Genomic DNA, 13,963 nt, shown 5'->3' on the forward strand with positions numbered 1-13,963 from the left:
GCCCACGCACCCCTGAGCGGCCGAACTCCCGGGCTGCCCGTGGCCCCGTGGCCAGGTGCGTCGACGGCCCGCACGCCCGTGGCCAGGTGCGTCGACGGCTCATGCACCCGTGGACAGGCGTGCCGACGGCCCGTTCGCGGCGGGTTCCTCCTCCGCGAACGGGCCGCCCCGCCCCGGTCACGACACGGCGACCTCCACCCGGGCGGGCACCAGTGCGGTCCCGTCCGGCAGTCGGAGCTCCAGCGTGATCCGCTGAGCGCCGGTCGCCGCCCCGGCCGTGGCCCGCACCGTCACCGCACCGGCCGCGCCCCGGGTGCCCCGCACCTTCAGCGTGCCGCTCGCCGGTTCCAGCACCACACCGTCCGGCGCGGTGGCCGCCCAGTGGACGGTGTGGCCGAGGAAGTCGACGTCCTGCGCCTCGACATCGAATGCGGCGGCCTCGCCGTCCCGCTCCAGGACGAGACGGCCCGGATGGCAGAATCCGGCCGCAGGACTCGCGTAGCTGTCGACGACATCCCGGCGGATCGCGGCGTCGTCGTACGGGGCCTGATTCGTCGGGCCGTTCCAGCGCCACCATGCCTGCATGTGGGGCAGGCAGATGCCGTTGAACCGGTTGCGGTGCACGAGCGCCCGGTACTCCTGGCGGGCGGTGTCGAGTTCGGCGCTGTCGGCGGGCGCCAGACCGATGCGCATGTCGGCGAGTGCGATGTCGATGTTGCGCGTCAGCCGGTCCAGAACGGTGCGGGCCGCGGCCCCCTCCGCCTGCGCGGTGGCCTCCTGAAGTGCGGCGCGCGCCTGGCCGTAGACGTCGGCCAGCCGGGACGCCGTGTGGGTGTCCGGGTCGACGCGGGTGAGCTCGTAGACACGGCGCACGGCGGCATGCGCGTCGGGGCCGAAGCGCGCCGTGAGGTAGCCGTCGAGATACGCGTCCGCGTCCAGGCTGTTGTCCCAGGCCAGCGCGGCGACGAGGCTCTGGACGTGTTCATAGGTGATCCAGTCGCCCGGTTCGCTGTACATGCCCGTGCCGTCGAGACCGAGCCGGGACTCGAAGGAGACATCGCCCGCGATGGTGGAGAGCGGACGCACCGGGAGGCTGCGCCAGCGGTAACGCCGGTAGTACTCGTACATCACCAGCGACCCGCGGAAGCCGGTCCGCCACGCGCGCAACGCGTCGGCGAAGCCGGTGTTGGCCTTCACCGCGGGGTCGTCGAGGCTCCCGTCGTAGGTGCGGCCGTACGGGGCGAAGTCGACGATGACTTCGGGGTCGCACGCGTACTCCGGATCGGGCGGCTGAAGGGTGGAGGCGTACGCGATCCGTTCGACGCGGACGCCGGGCAGTTCCTCCCGCAGCACCTGGGCGAGCTTGTTGACGACCACCGACTCCGCGTTGGCGGGCTTGCCGTACCGGTCGAGGATGGGTTTCTGGAACGCGGAGACGTCCGGCGGCCAGCAGTCGAAGACGGTGATCTCGGGGCGGGCCCGGAGGAAGGCGACGACCCGGTCGATGTAGGCGTCGAGGGCCTCGGGGTCGTAGATGTCGAAGAGCGGCCCACCGGACGTGTAGTACTGGGGATATGCGGCCTTCGGCAGGAAGCTGTCGTAGCCGTGGCCGCCGCTCTCGATGCGGATGCCGCGCTTGCCCGCCTCGCGCGCGAGCACCGTCCGCACCCCGTCGTACGTGGTGACGCCGAGGCCCAGGTAGTCGGTCGGGTAGACGAACGTGTTGAGCCGGTTCTTCGCCATCCAGTCGAGCAGCAGCCGCAGGCTCGCACCGGTGTGGCTGAACCCCTCCTCGGCGTACTGCCGGCGTATCTGCCAGTCGGGCCGGTCGGTGAGGCGGACGGGCGGGACGGTGAGGGCCGCGGTCTGCGGGACCTGCTCGCCGTGCCCCTCGTACGCGGGGAACTGCGGGGCGAAGAACCGTACGCCGAGCCGTTCCAGAAGCGCGTAGACGGCGTAGAGCGGGGCCCGGTCACCCAGCCCGGTGAGCAGCAGGCAGCCGGGATCCCCGAGGAGGGTGAAGGAGTCCTCGGGGGCGTCGGCGAGCTCCCGGCCGGCCTCCGCGATCCGGCTCGGGGGGATCGTTTCCGCCTGGCCGGTGCCCGGGCGGAGAGCCACCAGGCCGGTGACGCCGTCGGGGACGGTGGCGCCGGGGATCCCGTGTGCGGCACGCAGCGGAAGTCGGACGCCGGTGATCCGGTGGACGTAGTCGCGCAGTTCGGTGGCGGCGAACCGCGCGCTGCCCGTACCCCACCACAGGACGGTGGCGCGCGGCCGTCCGCCGGTGACGACCCGCAGCGCGGTGGCGGTGCTTGCCGCCGTCGCGGGGGCCGCCGCGGCTTCGGTGGCGCCGGTCCAGGGCAGTACGGCCGCGCCCGCCAGGCCGGCCGCTCCGGCGAGGAATCCGCGCCGTCGCAACGCCTCCGCGCCGCTCGTGCTCCCCGGGTCGTGCCCGGCGCCCGTGCCGTCCGTGGCGCTCCGGCCGTCCGTCGTGCTCCGGCCGTCCGTCGTGCGATCGCCGTTCATGAGCGGTCCGCCTTTCCTGTGGTGACCGGGGCTGCGGAGTAGACGTCGCCGAGGTAGTAGTCCTTGGCGTGTCCCGCCTCGGGCAGTTTCTTCATCTGGACGAAGACCTGTGCCAGTTCGTCGAACCAGCGGTCGACCGTGCCGTCCTCGCTGAGCTTCGTCAGCTCCGCGGACGTGAGGACCTTCACGTATGTCGTGGATCCTTCGAGCTGGTCGGCGGGCAGCTTGAGGAAGTCCGCGGCGACCGTCTCCGACTCTTCGGGGTGTGCGGCGATCCAGTCGCCTGCCGCCTTGAGGACTCCGGTCACCTTCTTGACCAGCTCCGGGTTCCCGGAGGCCAGCTTCGGCTGGGCGACGAACACGTTCGGGAAGGTCAGCTTGGGGTAGTAGTCCTCGGTCCGGCTGATCTCCTTGAGATCGGGGACCTTCTTCTTCATCGTGTCGATCAGCGGGTACCAGGTGGCTGCCGCGTCGACCTGGCCGGAGGAGAAGGCCGTGACGACGGTCGAGGCGTCCATGACGACCTTGGTGACGTCTCCCGGCTTCAGCCCGGCCTCGCGCAGCGCCAGATTGAGGATCATGTCCCCGGAGGTGCCTTCGGCGACGGCGATCTTCTTGCCCTTGAGGTCGGCCGGGTCCTCGATGCCGGTGCCCGGCCGGGCGATGACGCGGTCGGCGAGGCCCAGCATGTTGACGGAGACGATGGAGGCGCGGCCGGAGGCGGGAAGCCAGAGTGCACCCGGGCCGATGTAGCCGAAGTCCAGGTCGCCGGAGCCGAGTGCCTGCACCTGGAGCGGGCCGTTGGTGAAGACCTTCAGCTCCGGGGTGATGCCGGCCTTCTTCCAGAGCCCCTGCTTCTGGGCGACGGCGAGCGCCGCCGAGCCGCTGTAGTCGGCGATGTAGCCGAAGCGGACCTTGTCGTTGCCGCCGCCGGAGGATCCGGTGGACGTGTCGCCGCCGCAGCCGCTCGCGGCGGGAACGAGGGCGAGGGCCAGCAGGAGTCCCGCGGTGCGGCGGCCGATGGCACGGGTCTTCTTCACGACGCTTTTCCTTCGAGAGGAGTGGGCTGGTGGTGGACGGCCTGCCAGACCCGGGCGCGCAGTTCGGCGAACTCGGGCGAGAGGCGGTGTTCCTCCCTGCGCGGACGGGGCAGGGTGACCGGGATGATCGTGTGGATGCGGCCCGGCCGGGCCGCCATCACGACGACGCGGTTGGCGAGGTAGACCGCCTCGTCGACGTCGTGGGTGATGAACATGACGGTGCGCCGGTCGCGGCTCCAGGTGTCGAGCAGGGAATCCTGCATCCGGACCCGGGTCAGCGAGTCGAGGGCGCCGAAGGGTTCGTCCATGAGGAGGACCTTCGGGTCGACGGCGTAGGCGCGGGCGATGGCACAGCGCTGTTTCATGCCACCGGAGAGTGTCTTGGGCAGGGCATCGGCGAAGTCGGTGAGGCCGACGAGTTCGATGACCTCCCGCGCGCGGCGGCGGCGCTCGGTCCTGCCGACTCCGGCGACCTTCAGCCCGTACTCGACGTTGGCGGCGACGGTCATCCAGGGGAAGAGCGCGTACTGCTGGAAGATGACGCCGCGTTCGGGGGACGGTCCGCGGACGGGCTCGCCGTCGACGGTGACCTCGCCCCCGGTGGCGTCCAGGAGACCTGCCGCGATGTTCATGAGGGTGCTCTTGCCGCAGCCCGACGGTCCGACGACGGTGACGAACTCGCCGTCCTCGATGTCGAGCCCGACGCGGTCCAGGGCCAGGAACTGTCCGTCCTTGACGTCGAAACCCCTCGATACGTCACGGAAGTTGATGGTGGGCATGGGTTACCGCCGTTCCTGCCAGTGGGTGAGCCGCCGCTCGGCGAGGAGCAGCAGCCGGTCCATGACGAGGCCGATCGCGCCGATGGCGATGAGCTGGACGAAGATGGTGGGCAGGTCGTAGTAGAGCTGGGCCTGCTGCATCCGGAAGCCCAGTCCGCCCTGGGCCGCGATGAGTTCGGCGGCGACGACGGTCGCCCAGGAGGCTCCGAGGCCGATGCGCATGCCGACCAGGATGAACGGCGTGGACGCGGGGACGACGACCCCGAGGAAGACCTGCGGGTCACGCGCTCCGAGCACTCTGGCCGCGTTGACGAGGGTGACGTCTACGGCGACGACGCCCTGGAAGGTCGAGACGACGGACGACAGGAACGACGCCAGGAAGATGACGAAGATCTTCGGGGTCTCGTCGATGCCCATGAGGACGATGGCGAGCGGGATGATCGCGAGTGGCGGCACCATGCGGAAGAACTGCAGCCAGGGTTCGATCAGCCGACGGACGACCGGGTACCAGCCCATCAGGAAGCCGACCGGGATCGCGAGGGCGACACCGAGGACATAGCCGATGAGGACGCGCTGGAGGCTCGCGCCCGCGTCGGCGAGGAGCGTCCCGTCGCCGATGAGGGTCGCGGCCCGGCGGGCCACTTGGACGGGGCCCGGGAAGCCGTCGATGCCGCTGTTGGCCAGGACGGACCAGACGAGCAGGCCGAGCGCGGCGGAGGCGAGACCGAGCAGCACGGATACGAGCCGGCCGGGCGCCCCGCCCTTCTTCCTCGGTGCCCCGGTCGGTGCCTTCGCCGGTGCGCCCGGGACCGGTTCGTCCGTGGGGGTGCCTGGTCCGGACAGCGGTTGCGGCTTCATGCGACTTCCTCCGCGACACCGTCGACGTCGGCCGCACGGCCGCCGCCGATGTCCGCCATGTAGCTCATCCACGTGTAGGCCGGGTCGCCGCGGCGCAGCAGCTCGCGGTAGAGCCGCACGGTGAGGTCGCGCCGGACGTCCGCGTAGGCGGGAGCCTCGTACACGTTGTGCAGTTCGTGCGGGTCGGTCTCCAGGTCGTACAGCTCGTGCACGCTCTCCGGGTTGTGCACCAGCTTGTGGCGCCGGTCGCGGATCATGCGCTGGGAGTACGGGAAGTGATGGCCGTGGAACTCGGCGACGATCTCGTCGCGGGGGTGGTGCGGGCGCTCCCCGTTCAGCAGCCCCATCAGGCTTTCCCCGTCGCAGAGTTCGGGTGCGGGTGCGCCCGCCAGGTCGAGAAGGGTCGGGTGGAGATCGATGAGGCTCGCGAAGTCGTCGCTGACCTGGGCGGGGCCGCCGGGGAAGCGGGCGATGGCGGGAATCCGGTAGATGTCCTCGTACATCGCCGGGCCCTTGTCGTTGAGCCGGTGGGCGCCGGTGAACTCGCCGTGGTCGGCGGTGAAGAAGACGGCCGTGTCGTCCCAGAGCCCATGCTGCTTGAGCGCTTCGGTGAGCCTCCCGATCTGGTGGTCGATCATGGTGACGTAACCCCAGTAGACGGCGATGAGTTTGCGCCAGGCGGCTGCGTCGAAGTCGTCCGAGGACCAGTACGCGCTGTACTGGCGCTGCACCTCGGGCTTGCCCGCGAAGGTCTCCGCCATGGAGGCGGGCAGCGGCACCGTGTCGGGGTCGTACAGGTCGTAGTAGTGGTCGGGGATCAGGTAGGGCAGGTGGGGGCCGTACCAGTGGCAGGACAGCATGAACGGCTTGCCGCTCGCCTTTCGGTCGGTGGCGTAGCGGTCCAGCAGGGCGAGGGTCCGGTCGGTGAGGAACGCCTCGACGGTGGCCTCGACGGGCTGCTGGAGCCGGCCGGCGATGAGGTGGCCGCGGCCGGTGCCGTTGGCCGCGGTGCCGAAGACGGGTTCGCGTACGGCGAAGGGCGGGAAGCCGTTGTCCTCCAGCCACTTCTCGTACGAGGGGTGGTGTACGGGATTGAGTGCGCCCGGCAGGTGTTCGCCGTCGAGGCCGTAGAACTCGGGGCCGCGCTCGCGGCCGATGTGCCATTTGCCGACGTGGCCGACCTGGTAGCCGTGGTCCGTCAACCGGCCCCAGAGCGTCGGCGTCTCGTCGGAGAGCTCGTCCTTGCTGCCGCCGTTGCGCTCGGGATTGTTCAGCATGCCGTGGCGGAACGGGTGGAGGCCGGTGGCGAGCGACGCACGGGCCGGGGTACAGATCGCGGTCGGCGTGTAGAAGCGGTCGAAGCGGGTTCCCTCGGCCGCCAGGGCGTCCAGGGCGGGGGTGTCGACGCGTGGGTTGCCGTAACAGCCCAGGGTGTCGACCCGGTGCTGGTCGGTCATCAGGAACAGGACGTTGCGCGGAGCCACTGACTGGCCGCCCTTTCGATGGATCGCTCACGGTGGTGCCGCCGAGCGCCTGAGCACAGGCTCGGGCCGATGCCGGAACACGAGCTCGGGCGGGCAGGTGACCGGAACTGTAGGGAGCGCGACTTTTTTACGTCAACCCTCGGGAATAAAAAGCGTGTGAATTATTCCGCCGCGTTGACAGAAACCTCTTGACCGGTCGACCATGCGTCCATGACGGAACGCACCGATGCCCTGCAGCGCCTGCGCAGGGCCAACGAAGCCGCCGTGCTCGGAGAACTGCGCAGGTCGGGAGCGCTGAGCCGCGGCGAGTTGAAGACGAGGGTCGGACTCTCCCGCACCACCCTGTTCGCGATCGTCTCCGACCTTCTGGAACGCAAGGCCGTCATCGAACAGCCGGCCCCCGACCCCGAGGGGCCCCGCGGCCGGGGCAGGCCGGCGCTGGAGATCGCGCTCAACGCACGCGGCGCCGAACTGATCGGCATCGACGTCCAGCGCCACCGGATCCATGTGGTCGTCGCCAACTGCGCCCACGAGATCGTCGGCCGCCACAGCGCCCCCGTCCCGGCGGACAGCGGTCCGGCCGAACGGGCGGCACAGGCCGTCGCGGCCGTGCAGGAGCTGGTTCGGCGCGAGAACATCAGCCTCGCTCCGGTCGAGGGCATCGGTCTCGGGCTTCCCGGGTTCGTGCAGGACCCCGCCTCCGGCGACCCGCGCGACATGACACCGTTCGCCGGCCACGTCGCCGCCGAACTCGGCCGGCACTTCGAGGCCCCCGTGCTCACGGACAACAACTCCCGGCTCGCCGCGCTCGCCGAAGTCACCTGGGGGGCGGCCCGGGGTCTGGACAACACCGTCTACCTGGGCTGGTCCCAGGGCGTGGGCGGCGGGCTCGTCGTCAACGGCCTGCTGGTGCGAGGCGCCCACGGCACAGCCGGCGAGATCGGCCACACCAGCTGCGATCCCGAGGGAGAGCCCTGCCACTGCGGTGGCCGCGGCTGCCTGGAGGGCCTCATCAGCATCCCCGCCCTGCTCGCCGCCTGCGCCGAGCGCGGCGTGGTGGTCGAGGACGCCGCGGAACTGGTCGCGCTCGCCGTCGCGGGCCGGCCGGACGTCGCCGAGGTGTTCCGTACCGCTGCTGTCACGGCGGGGCGGGTCCTCGCGTCACTCGCCGCACAGGTCGACCCCGAGTGCATCGTCGTCTGCGGGGAACCGGCCGTCCTGGACGATCTGGTCCTCGACCCGATCCGGAAGGAGCTCGCCGCCCTCTCGCTGCCCTCCGCGTCCCGATCCATCGAGGTGCGCGGGTCCGCGCTGGGCAGCGATGCCGCGGCGCTCGGCGCGGTGGCCCTGCTCCTGCGTACCACGGGCCAGGATCTGGCCGAGCTGCTGGAGAGGCCCTCCCCCGGGAGCACCGCCGGGGACGGCTCGCCGCTGACCGCGGGGGCCGTGCGATGAGCGCCTGCTGCGGACCGGAGCGGGCGGGCACGCCTGCCGGTGCGGCGGCGTCGCTCTCCCCTCCCCCGGCGGACTTCGCCGTCCCGGAACGCCGGCCCGCCGACCTCCTTCGCGGCATGGTGGCCGTCCCGGGCGGCCCGTTCCTGATGGGCGGCGAGGACGCGGACGCGTTCCCGGCCGACGGCGAGGGGCCTGTCCGGGAGGTCTTCGTCAGCCCCTTCCACATCGACGCGACCTGCGTGACCAATGCCCGGTTCGCCGTGTTCGTGAAGGCCACCGGCTACCGCACCGAGGCCGAACTCATCGGCTGGTCCTATGTGTTCGGATCCTTCGTTCCTCCCCGGGCACGCCATGCCGTACGGCCCGGCACGGTCCCGGGCGCCCCTTGGTGGCGCGCGGTGAGCGGGGCGTACTGGCGGGCGCCCGAGGGGCCCGGGACCTCGATCGGCGACCGCCGGGACCATCCCGTGGTCCATATGTCGTGGCACGACGCGGCGGCCTACGCCCGGTGGGCCGGCAAGCGGCTGCCGACCGAGGCGGAGTGGGAGAAGGCGGCCCGCGGCGGGCTTCACCGGGCCCGCTTCCCCTGGGGCGACGAACTGACCCCCCGGGGCAGGCACCGCTGCAACATCTGGCAGGGCGACTTCCCCGTACGCAACACCCGTGAGGACGGCTTCCTCGCCACCGCCCCTGCCAAGGCGTACGCGGCCAACGGCTTCGGTCTGTACAACACTTCGGGCAACGTGTGGGAGTGGTGTGCCGACCGGTTCAGCGCCGACTGGCACGCCTCGGACCGCCCGCAGACGCGTATCGATCCGGTCGGGCCGCCGGTCGGCCCCAACCGGGTTCTGCGCGGCGGCTCCTACCTCTGCCACCGCTCCTACTGCAACCGCTACCGGGTCGCCGCCCGCACCTCCAACACCCCCGACAGCACGACCGGCCACGGCGGGTTCCGCTGCGCGCTGTGACCGGCGCGGACTCTGCGGAGCGCTCACCGGGCGAAGGTCCCGTGGGCTCACCGTCGGCCCGCGGCGAGGATCGCATAGGCTCGGTTCCGATATGAAGAACAACCTCGCACCGCTGGGGCCCAAGGCCGACAAGGACACCGTGCGCCGGAGCAACCTCAGCCTGGTGCTGCGGGCCGTCCGGGACGAAGTCGACGGCGAGGCGACCAGGGCCGGGGTCGCCGCACGGGTGGGACTGACCCGGGCAGCGGTGTCCTCGCTCGTCGAGCAACTGCTCGACATCGGGTTCCTCACCGAATCCGGCAAGACCTTCAGCGGACAGGCGGGGCGTCCCGGTACCGCGCTCAAGGTGAATCGCACCGGCCCCGCCGGGCTCGGCGTGGAAGTCAACATCGATTTCGTGTCGGTGTGTGTGGTCGATCTGGCGGGAACCGGCCGGGTACGGCTCACCGAGCACCTGGACAACCGGGGCGCACCGCCCGCCGAGGTACTGGCACGGGCCGCCGGGATCACCGCCCGCACCCTCGCGTCGGCACACGAGCAGGGGCTGTTCCCGGTCGGGGTGGCGCTCGCACTGCCCGGTCTGGTCTCCGGCGGTTCGGTGCGCCAGGCACCCAACCTGGGCTGGAACCAGGTTCCGGCCGAGGCCCTGTTCGCCGCCTCGCTCGCCGCCGAGCGCCCCGGCCACGCGGCCCTGCCGGTGAGCTCGGAGAACGAGGCCAACCTGGCGGCGCTGGCCGAGCTCTGGTTCGGCGGACTCGACCCGGTCCGCAGCTTCCTCTACCTCACGGGCGAGATCGGAGTCGGTGGGGCCCTGGTCATCGACGGTGAACTGCTGCGCGGGGCGCACGGGTTCGCCGGGGAGATCGGCCATGTGGTGGTGGACGCGCAGGGGCCCGAATGCCGGTGCGGCTCACGCGGCTGCCTGGAGCAGTACGCGGGACAGGCGGCGCTCCTGCGGGCCGCCGGGATCCAGGATTCCGCCGGCGGCTCCGGCGTGGCCGAGCTGGAGCGTCGCGCCCGCGCCGGGGACGGGCGGGCGGTGGCGGCTGTCGCGGAGGCCGGCCGGATGCTGGGGCGGGTGCTGTCCGGGGCCGTCAATCTGCTCGACCCGGACGCGGTGGTGCTCGGCGGCATCTACCGCGAGCTGATTCCGTGGCTGTCGCCGCCCGCCGACGAGGAGCTGACCGCCCGGGTGGTGTCCGGGCTCTGGTCCCCGGGGAGCGGGCGGCTGCGCGCCTCGTCCGTCGCGGGCGACGCGGCGCGGGGCGCTGCGGCCCTGGTGATGACGGACGTGCTGACCGACCCGGTGGCGTACGCGGGCGGCCGGGCATCCGGCTGAGCCGAACCGTGCGGAGGCGGTCCGGTATCCGGCCCGTGCGGCGGGCGTCCGGTACCCGCTGGTGGCGCCGCGCAGGTGCGGGGCGAGGGACTGGCTGAACCGACCCGGGATCAACGACGGTCGGGCGGCCCATTTCCGATCCTGCTCCGGGAACGGGAAAGGGCCGTGGGTGCGAGCCGATGCGTCCCTGCGCCGGGTGAGGTCAGTGCCCGGCGTGTGAGGTCGGCCGGCGCCGCGGCGATGACCTCGTTGAGCGCGTCCATGGAAATCTGAAGGTCGCTGATGGCCTGAGCGATGCGGTCGCGCTCCTGGTGAAGGTCGGCGAGCAGGTCGGAGCAGGTGGGGACGAGACGGTCGCCGGTGTCCCGCAGGCACGGCAGCACCGTGGTGATCGTCGAGGTGCTCAGGCCGGCGGCCAGCAGGCTACGGATGCGGCGGACAATGGCGACGTCCTCTTCGACGTATTCCCGGTAGCCGCTGGGCCGCCGCTGCGGGTGGAGCAGATCCTGCTCCTCGTAGTAGCGCAGCAGGTGCACGGCCACGCCGGTCCGCCGGGACAGTTCACCGATACGCACAAGAACCTCCCTGACGGACGGACAGACATGGTCCGCCCGCCTTGACTCTCATACCGATGTGAGACTTTAGCGTCTGCGGCATGAATGGGAACAAGGGTTTCTCGACGCTCGCCGCATTGTGCGCGAGCGTGTTCGTCGTGGGTACTTCGGAGTACCTGATCGCCGGGCTGCTGCCCGAGGTCGGAGCTGATCTGGACGTCTCCGTGGGAACCGCTGGGCAAGCGGTGACCGCATACGCGCTCGGAGTGGTGGCCGGAGGGCCCGTCATGGCGCTGCTGACCGCGCGGCTGCCGCGCAAGGGGCTGGCCCTCGGCCTGATGCTGCTGTTCGCGGCGGGCAGCGCGATCTGCGCCGTGGCGCCTTCGTTCAGCCTGCTCCTGGTGGGCCGCGTGGTGTCCTCGCTCAGCCATGCCGCGTTCCTGGCCCTTGCGCTGGTGACGGCGACCCGGGTGGTCCCGGCCGGGAAGACGGGCTCGGCCATCGCCACCGTCGCGTCCGGCTTCACCGTGGCCACGCTCCTGGGGGTGCCCCTCGGAGCGCTGCTCGGGCAGAGCGCCGGATGGCGGGCTCCGTTCGCCGTGCTGACCGCTCTTTCCCTGGTGGGCACCGTGCTGCTGGCCGCGGTGCTGCCCCGGCAGGAGGCGCCGGCCACGCGGCTGCGTGACGAGATACGCGTGGTGACGCGTCGGCCCGTCGTGCTCGCCACCGTCACCACCGCGGTGGGCTTCTCCGGGGTCTCCACGGTGTTCACCTACATCGTCCCGCTGCTGACCCGTGTCTCCGGCTTCTCCGCCGGGGCGGTCTCCGGTCTGCTGCTCGCCTACGGCGCGGGCAGCTTTCTCGGCAACCTCACCGCCGGAAAGCTGACCGACAGGTCGGTGAGCGCAACCGTGCGCGGGGTCTTCGGCGGGCTGACGGGGACGCTCCTGCTCATCCCGTTCGCCGTGGTGTGGCAGCCCACCGCCGTGGCTGCGGTCCTGGTGCTCGGCCTGCTCGCCACCGCGACCATCGCCCCGCTGCAGGGGCTGATCCTGCACCACGCGGGCTCCGCTCCGACCCTGGCCGTCTCCGTCAACGTGGGCGCCTTCAACCTCGGTGCGGCAGCCGGCTCGGTCGTCGGCGGTGCGATCGTCGCCGCCGGCGCTCTGCGCTGGACCGGGCTGGCGGGCGCGGTGCTGAGCCTGATGGGACTGGCCCTCACCTGTCTCGTCCTGCCCCGGACGCGGACGTCGGCGCAGGACGCCGAACCCGCCGCCCTTGCCTGATCCCCATCCGCTCACCCCGCAAAGGAGGTCGCCATGCACGCGATCCGGATCGCTCGCCACGGCGGGCCCGAAGTCCTGTCCGTCCGGGAGGTACCCCAGCCCGTTCCAGGAGCTGACGAGGTGCTGATCCGTACCGTTGCCAGCAGCTTGAACCCGGTGGACTGGAAGACTCGCGCATGGGAGGTCGGGCCCGAACTCCCCGCCACTTTGGGGTGGGACCTGGCCGGGGTGGTCACCGCCACCAACCATCCCGGCCACCGTCCCGGAGACCAGGTGATCGCGTTGTCCGCGCAGATCGCCACCGGCCGCGGCACCTGGGCCGAGCAGGTCGCCCTGCCCGGTCGGCTGCTGGCGGCAGCCCCCACCACGGTTCCGCTGGCGGATGCCGCGGCACTGCCACTGGCCGGAGTGACGGCGCTGCAGGCTCTTGAGCAGGCAGCGGTCACCGGCGGAGACCATGTTCTGGTCACCGGCGCGGCCGGTGCCGTCGGCGGCATCGCCGTCCAGCTCGCCCGCCGCGCCGGGGCCACCGTCGACGCCCTGGTCTCACGCCGGGAGCACCTCGACGCGGCCCGGGAACTCGGCGCTGAACGCGTCTGGCACACCCCGGCCGGTCTCCCCCGCCGCACCTATACGGCAGTGCTGGACACCGCAGGCACCGACGCGGCCCCTGCCCTCGTCCCAGGGGGGCGGTACGTGTCCATCGCTGACCGCCCCCTGCCCGACATCCCCGGGGCCACCAAGAGCTACGTCCAGGAGGACCAGGATCACCTCGCCCACCTCGCCGCCCTCGTGGACCGGGGCGAACTCCGGCTGCGCATCGCGCACCGCTACCCCTTCCACGAGGTCCGCAGCGCCCACGAGCGGTTCGAAGCAGGCGGAGTGCTCGGCAAGATCCTGCTCACTTTTTGAGAGCGACCACGCCATGCCTCTCCTCCGTGGCGGTCGGGCCGCCCCGGCGCCAGCCGTCCGGGGCGGCCGGTGAGTCGACACCGCCCAGCGGGCTGAAGTCGGCGTCCGGGTGCGGGTACCGGGTGCTCCGCGCGTACGTGTACGGGGCCTTGGCACTGCGGACGGTCGGCGCCCGGTCCGTGGGTGCTCCGCGCGTACGCGTACGGGGCGTGGGCCCGGACCCCAGGGCGAATTCCAGGTGTCCGGGCCCACGCCCGTGGCCCGCGTCCGCGCGGGCGGGCGGGCTCAGCGGACGCCGAGGAGGTGTTCCATCGCGAGCTGGTCGAGGGCTTCGAACGCCATCGAGCGCTGAGCGGCGCCCGTCACGTCGAAGTCCTCGTACGCGCCGGTGTCGGCGAGGAGGCTCTTGAGTCCGTCCTCGGCGGTGGGCAGGGCCAGCTCGGTCAGCCGGGACGCGGCCAGCGCCTCCTGGACGGCCGGGTCGGCGCGGAACGCCAGCGCGCGCTCCTTGAGGATCAGGTAGTTGCGCATGCAGTTCTTCGCGGACTCCCAGACCCCGTCGATGCCGTCGGTGCGCACCGGCTTGAAGTCGAAGTGCAGCGGGCCCGTGTAGTCGGAGGACTCCAGCAGGTCGACGAGCCAGAAGGCCTGGCGCAGGTCACCGGCACCGAAGCGCAGGTCCTGGTCGTACTTGATGCCGGACTGGCCGTTCAGGTCGATGTGGAAGAGCTTGCCCGCCCACAGCGCCTGCGCGATGCCGTG

Annotated in this window: 10 protein-coding genes and 2 pseudogenes; 5 read left to right on the forward strand and 7 right to left on the reverse strand. The window is 71.7% G+C overall.

Annotated elements, in window-relative coordinates:
• Positions 1-177: 177 nt before the first annotated feature.
• The 5 genes from ACFVUT_RS29325 to ACFVUT_RS29345 are packed head-to-tail and all read right to left on the reverse strand — an operon-like array spanning position 178 to position 6,687.
• On the reverse strand, positions 178-2,526 hold the full coding sequence (locus tag ACFVUT_RS29325; protein ID WP_389655423.1) for a DUF4838 domain-containing protein: 2,349 nt from the start codon (positions 2,524-2,526) through the stop codon (positions 178-180).
• Entirely contained in the window at positions 2,523-3,566 is a 1,044-nt protein-coding gene (locus ACFVUT_RS29330; protein ID WP_389655425.1) for an aliphatic sulfonate ABC transporter substrate-binding protein, read from the reverse strand. The genes ACFVUT_RS29325 and ACFVUT_RS29330 overlap by 4 nt, the downstream gene beginning before the upstream one ends.
• Positions 3,563-4,345: an ABC transporter ATP-binding protein gene (locus ACFVUT_RS29335; protein WP_389655427.1), complete on the reverse strand. Its 783-nt coding sequence runs from the start codon at positions 4,343-4,345 to the stop codon at positions 3,563-3,565. Before ACFVUT_RS29335 ends, ACFVUT_RS29330 begins: the two co-directional genes overlap by 4 nt.
• A gap of 3 nt (positions 4,346-4,348) precedes the next feature.
• Positions 4,349-5,203, reverse strand: coding sequence for an ABC transporter permease (locus tag ACFVUT_RS29340; protein ID WP_389655429.1), 855 nt, complete (start codon positions 5,201-5,203; stop codon positions 4,349-4,351).
• Positions 5,200-6,687, reverse strand: coding sequence for a sulfatase-like hydrolase/transferase (locus ACFVUT_RS29345; protein ID WP_389655431.1), 1,488 nt, complete (start codon positions 6,685-6,687; stop codon positions 5,200-5,202). Before ACFVUT_RS29345 ends, ACFVUT_RS29340 begins: the two co-directional genes overlap by 4 nt.
• Before the next feature lie 210 nt (positions 6,688-6,897).
• Between ACFVUT_RS29345 and ACFVUT_RS29350 the strand changes: the two genes are divergently transcribed.
• The 3 genes from ACFVUT_RS29350 (at position 6,898) to ACFVUT_RS29360 (ending at position 10,449) form a co-directional block, all read left to right on the forward strand.
• On the forward strand, positions 6,898-8,142 hold the full coding sequence (locus tag ACFVUT_RS29350; protein ID WP_389655433.1) for an ROK family transcriptional regulator: 1,245 nt from the start codon (positions 6,898-6,900) through the stop codon (positions 8,140-8,142).
• Positions 8,139-9,110, forward strand: coding sequence for a formylglycine-generating enzyme family protein (locus ACFVUT_RS29355; RefSeq protein ID WP_389655435.1), 972 nt, complete (start codon positions 8,139-8,141; stop codon positions 9,108-9,110). The genes ACFVUT_RS29350 and ACFVUT_RS29355 overlap by 4 nt, the downstream gene beginning before the upstream one ends.
• Before the next feature lie 91 nt (positions 9,111-9,201).
• Positions 9,202-10,449, forward strand: a complete 1,248-nt coding sequence (locus ACFVUT_RS29360; RefSeq protein WP_389655437.1) for an ROK family protein — start codon at positions 9,202-9,204, stop codon at positions 10,447-10,449.
• Positions 10,450-10,655: 206 nt separating this feature from the next.
• Here ACFVUT_RS29360 and ACFVUT_RS29365 read toward each other — a convergent pair.
• A pseudogene (locus ACFVUT_RS29365) lies at positions 10,656-11,024 on the reverse strand (MerR family transcriptional regulator); the annotation flags it as partial.
• An 80-nt stretch (positions 11,025-11,104) separates the two neighbouring features.
• Here ACFVUT_RS29365 and ACFVUT_RS29370 point away from each other — a divergent pair.
• On the forward strand, positions 11,105-12,289 hold the full coding sequence (locus ACFVUT_RS29370) for an MFS transporter (protein ID WP_389655439.1): 1,185 nt from the start codon (positions 11,105-11,107) through the stop codon (positions 12,287-12,289).
• Positions 12,290-12,322: 33 nt separating this feature from the next.
• Positions 12,323-13,201 carry an NADP-dependent oxidoreductase gene (locus ACFVUT_RS29375; RefSeq protein ID WP_389655441.1) on the forward strand — a complete coding sequence of 293 codons (879 nt, stop codon included), beginning with the start codon at positions 12,323-12,325 and terminating at the stop codon, positions 13,199-13,201.
• A 285-nt stretch (positions 13,202-13,486) separates the two neighbouring features.
• Here the strand turns inward: ACFVUT_RS29375 and ACFVUT_RS29380 are convergent.
• Positions 13,487-13,963 (reverse strand): annotated as a pseudogene (locus ACFVUT_RS29380) (xylose isomerase); the annotation flags it as partial.

Origin of the sequence: Streptomyces sp. NPDC058051, from assembly GCF_042885475.1 — a bacterium.
Lineage (GTDB): Bacteria > Actinomycetota > Actinomycetes > Streptomycetales > Streptomycetaceae > Streptomyces.

Coding starts and splice junctions, on each gene's coding strand:
- ACFVUT_RS29325 (WP_389655423.1), bottom strand. CDS start 2,526: ATGAACGGCGATCGCACGACGGACGGCCGGAGCACGACGGACGGCCGG.
- ACFVUT_RS29335 (WP_389655427.1), bottom strand. CDS start 4,345: ATGCCCACCATCAACTTCCGTGACGTATCGAGGGGTTTCGACGTCAAG.
- ACFVUT_RS29340 (WP_389655429.1), bottom strand. CDS start 5,203: ATGAAGCCGCAACCGCTGTCCGGACCAGGCACCCCCACGGACGAACCG.
- ACFVUT_RS29350 (WP_389655433.1), top strand. CDS start 6,898: ATGACGGAACGCACCGATGCCCTGCAGCGCCTGCGCAGGGCCAACGAA.
- ACFVUT_RS29355 (WP_389655435.1), top strand. CDS start 8,139: ATGAGCGCCTGCTGCGGACCGGAGCGGGCGGGCACGCCTGCCGGTGCG.
- ACFVUT_RS29360 (WP_389655437.1), top strand. CDS start 9,202: ATGAAGAACAACCTCGCACCGCTGGGGCCCAAGGCCGACAAGGACACC.
- ACFVUT_RS29370 (WP_389655439.1), top strand. CDS start 11,105: ATGAATGGGAACAAGGGTTTCTCGACGCTCGCCGCATTGTGCGCGAGC.
- ACFVUT_RS29375 (WP_389655441.1), top strand. CDS start 12,323: ATGCACGCGATCCGGATCGCTCGCCACGGCGGGCCCGAAGTCCTGTCC.